The 4,071-nt window shown below is 70.6% G+C and carries 4 protein-coding genes; 3 read left to right on the forward strand and 1 reads right to left on the reverse strand.

The annotated features are described in order from the left end of the window. Positions 1 to 742 precede the first annotated feature (742 nt). On the forward strand, positions 743 to 1,420 hold the full coding sequence (locus tag ACTS11_RS07230) for a cobalamin B12-binding domain-containing protein (RefSeq protein ID WP_442639655.1): 678 nt from the start codon (positions 743 to 745) through the stop codon (positions 1,418 to 1,420). A gap of 4 nt (positions 1,421 to 1,424) precedes the next feature. Here the strand turns inward: ACTS11_RS07230 and ACTS11_RS07235 are convergent, their stop codons facing one another. Then, positions 1,425 to 2,042 carry a DUF1285 domain-containing protein gene (locus ACTS11_RS07235; protein WP_442639656.1) on the reverse strand — a complete coding sequence of 206 codons (618 nt, stop codon included), beginning with the start codon at positions 2,040 to 2,042 and terminating at the stop codon, positions 1,425 to 1,427. Between the two features lie 61 nt (positions 2,043 to 2,103). Between ACTS11_RS07235 and ACTS11_RS07240 the strand changes: the two genes are divergently transcribed. Both ACTS11_RS07240 and ACTS11_RS07245 read left to right on the forward strand, forming a co-directional pair. Beyond that, entirely contained in the window at positions 2,104 to 3,123 is a 1,020-nt protein-coding gene (locus ACTS11_RS07240) for an AAA family ATPase (RefSeq protein ID WP_442639657.1), read from the forward strand. Beyond that, a complete protein-coding gene (locus ACTS11_RS07245) occupies positions 3,120 to 4,013 on the forward strand; it encodes a DUF58 domain-containing protein (RefSeq protein ID WP_442639658.1) in 894 nt (297 codons plus the stop codon). Before ACTS11_RS07240 ends, ACTS11_RS07245 begins: the two co-directional genes overlap by 4 nt. The last annotated feature ends 58 nt before the right edge of the window (positions 4,014 to 4,071 follow it).

Raw genomic sequence — 4,071 nt, forward strand, 5'->3', positions numbered from 1 at the left:
TACCCCTGTTATTGCTGAGGCTGCGGGCCAAGGCGGCGCATGTCACGGGAACAGAGCCAACTTCCCCGGTGCGCCACTCCCCTCATACCCGCTACGATCGTTCGACCGGACTGCGCGCCATCGCGTCCGACGGGACGGCGTCGGGGTTCGCCCGCATGGCCTGACGCTCCTCCGTCCCACGGCTGACCCGCATCCGCCCAGCGGCCTTCGCGGGTCCGTGGGCCATCGGCATGGTCCGCAGAATCGTCCGCGCGGGCACCGGCGCTGGCGTCGGATCGACGGTCGCGAGGCGCTCTTCGGGAATGTCCACAGTGCCTGACACTTTGCGGGCGGAACGAAATTCTGCGTCCCTGCGATGGGGATTCGCCCGATGTCGCGGAATAAGTATCTGGCAAAAAACGCTAAACGCGCAGCGCGCGACCTTGTTCCCTTTGTGGCCGAAATTGACATGTCAATCTTGATTGACATGTCGCTTGGTATACACTGCCATGCACAGATCACATGCGTGCGTGCCCCTGGGGCGATGCGGACAGACGACGGAAGAAGAACGACCGTGGCCAGACATTCCGATGCTCGCGTCGCTTCGCGCGCCGCGCCCATAGCACATCCCGTATCAGACACCGTATCCGACCGGGACCTCCCCCTTTCGCCAGCCGGCATATCGGACCTCGCCGCGCGGGCCGTCGCGCGGCTCCGCGAGCAGAGCGGTGCGGGCGAGCTGTCGGAGCCCGCGCGAACCTGCATGCAGTCGCCGCTGGCCATCGCGCTGGCCCGTGCGCTCTGCGACGACGCCACCGATACCGCCGACCTCCTCGTCGCCGACCTCGTGGAGGCGGGCCTCTCGGTCGAGGAGATCTGCCTCGACCACCTCGCCCCCGCCGCGAAGTGTCTCGGCGAGTGGTGGGAGACCGACCGGCTTCCCTTCACCGAGGTGGCCATGGCGACCTCGCGCATCCAGGCGATCCTGCGCCGGATGCCCCTTGGCGCCCGCGGACGGCATCGCCGCAGCTTCCAGCGCGGCGCGGTCTTCTGCGCCGTGCCGGGCGAGCAGCATACGCTCGGCGTGATGATGGCGGCCGACCTCTTCCGGCGGAACGGCTGGGACGTGGGCCTCATGGTCGGGCTCGACCACGGCGACATCCTCTCCCGGCTCGAGCGCGATGACCGCTGCGTGATCGGGCTGAGCTGCTCGGGCGCGCACTCGCTGGCTGCGCTCGACCGCCTGATGACGGCGCTGCGTGCGGTACGCCCCGACGCGCGGCTTATCCTCTCGGGCCAGATCGTGCTCGACGGTGCCGCCCTCGCCCAGCTTCCCGCCGCGGACGCCGTCGTGCGGTCCGTCGCCGAGGCCGAGGCGCAGATCGCCCGTCTCGACAGGGACTACGCCCTGGGCAGGCTGCCGCGCGCCTCGGTCGCCTGAAGCCTCAGAGGTCCAGCTCCGCCACCGGGATGATGCGGAAGAAGGCGCCGCCGGACCAGACGCCGAACCATTCCCTGCCGTCCACCCCGTGCGCCTCGCCGAGGTCCACGAGCCTGTAGAAACTCTTCCGGTCGATGAGCGCGTCGAGGCCGGCGCGCACATGGACATAGGGGCTGGGTTCGCCACCCGGGTCGCGCGTCACCCGGATCGGGTGCCCGGGCCCCGCCAACACCACGTCGCCCACATTGGTCGTGAAGCTGATCGCCTGCTCCGGTCCTTCGCCCGCCGCCTCGAAGTCCACCGCGACGAAGGGTGCGTCCTCGACCCTGATTCCCACCTTCTCGACCGGCGTGACGAGAAAGAACTTCTCCCCCTCGCGCTTCAGGATCGTCGAGAAGAGGCGAACGAGCGGTTTTCGTCCGATCGGCGTTCCCTGGTAGAACCAGGTGCCGTCACGCCTTATCTCCATGTCGAGGTCGCCGCAGAACGGCGGATCCCAGAGATGGACGGGCGGCAGCTTGCCCTCCTTCTGGGCCTGGCGCGCGGCGGCGATCAGGCTTTCTGGCGTGGGGCTGGCGGCGCGGTCCGTCACGATGATGTGTCCCTCTGTCCCTTTTGCCATTTGTGGCGGGAGGAATAGGTCTGATAGCACGGGATAGATATGCAGCATGCGGAGCATTGCCATGACTGAGCGCGCGACGGGAGCCGAGAGCCTGGTGGCCGAGATCGAAGCCCTGGGCGGCAAGCTCGCCGAGGCGCGGCAGGCGGTGGCGACCCGCATCATCGGCCAGGAGGAGGTGGTGACGCTGACGCTGGCGGCGATGCTGTCGGGCGGGCACGCGCTTCTCATGGGTTTGCCGGGCCTCGGCAAGACGCTGCTGGTGGACACGCTCTCGACCGTCATGGGGCTGAGCGCGAACCGCATCCAGTTCACGCCCGACCTGATGCCCGCCGACATCCTCGGCTCAGAGGTGCTCGAGACGGGCACGGACGGCGCGCGGAGCTTCCGCTTCATCGAGGGGCCGATCTTCTGCCGCCTCCTGATGGCCGACGAGATAAACCGCGCCTCGCCCCGGACGCAGTCCGCGCTCCTCCAGGCGATGCAGGAGCGCGAGGTGACGATCGCGGGCCAGCACCGGCCGCTGCCCGCGCCCTTCCACGTCCTCGCCACCCAGAACCCGATCGAGCAGGAGGGGACCTATCCGCTGCCCGAGGCGCAGCTCGACCGCTTCCTCGTGCAGATCGACGTGCCCTATCCCGACCGCGAGACCGAGCGCGGCATCCTCGTCGCCACGACCGGCATCGACGAGCGCCGCGCGCACCAGGTCTTCGACCCCGAGGCGCTGATCGCGGCGCAGAAGATCGTCCGCCGGATGCCCGTGGGCGAGGCCGTCGTGGAAGCCATCCTCGACCTCGTGCGCGCCTGCCGCCCCGAGGGAGGCGAGGCGCCCGAGATCGTGCGGAACGCCGTTGCCTGGGGCCCGGGGCCGCGTGCGGCGCAGGCGCTGATGCTGACCGTGCGCGCGCGCGCGCTGCTCGACGGCCGGCTCGCGCCCTCGGTCGAGGACGTGGCGGCGCTGGCGCGACCGGTGCTCGTCCACCGCATGGCATTGACCTTCGCGGCGCGCGCCGAGGGCATGGACCTCGGACAGGTCATCGGCGAGGTCACGTCGCGCGTCACCCGGATCGAGGCGGCGGCTTGAGCCGTTCGGCGCTCCATACGCCCGAGTCCCTCCGCTCGCGCTCCGAGGCCATCGCGGCGCCGCTGCCGGCGCTCATGGCCGATGCGCAGCACCTCGCCGCGACCGTCCTCCTCGGCACCCACGGGCGCAAGCGGGCGGGCACGGGCGACGAGTTCTGGCAGTACCGCCCAGCCGAGGCGGGCGACAGCCTGCGCGCCATCGACTGGCGGCGTTCGGCCCGGTCGGACGGGCATTTCGTCCGCCAGACCGAGTGGCAGGCCGCGCAGTCGGTGATGATCGGCGTGGACGACGCGGCCTCGATGACCTTCACGGGCTCGGATCGGCGGCCCTCCAAGCTCCGCCGCGCGCAGACGCTCGCCATGGCCATCGCGATCCTCGCGGTGCACGGGGGCGAGCGCGTGGGCCTGACCCACCTGACCGAGCCGCCGAGGTCCGGGCGCGGGCAACTCCTGCGGATGGCGCAGGCGCTGATGGACGGCCACGAGGAGGGCGATTATGGCGTGCCGCGCCCGAAGGCGATGCCGCCCGGCAGCCGTGCCGTCTTCTTCTCCGACTTCCTCGGCGATCCCGCGCCGATCGAGCAGGTGCTCGGCCGCGCCGCAGACCGGGGCGTGAAGGGCGCGATCGTGCAGGTCCTCGACCCCGACGAGGAGGCCTTTCCCTACGACGGGCGCACGGTCTTCGAATCGATGTCGGGCGCGATCCGTTTCGAGACGCTGAAGGCCCGGAGCCTGCGGGACGAGTATCTGGCGCGGCTGGCCGAGCGGAAGGACCGTCTCGCCCAGGCCGCGCGCCGCACCGGCTGGCGCCATCACGTCCACCACACGGACCAGCCCGCGGAGCCGACGCTCCTGTGGCTCTACCGCGCGCTCGAGAGGGTGCGGACATGACGTCTGCGCGCGACCTCCGCCGCGGGGCGCCCGTTTCCGCCGGCGGAAACGGGCCGGT

The organism is Roseicyclus sp., assembly GCF_052168335.1.
Classification (GTDB): Bacteria; Pseudomonadota; Alphaproteobacteria; order Rhodobacterales; family Rhodobacteraceae; genus Roseibacterium.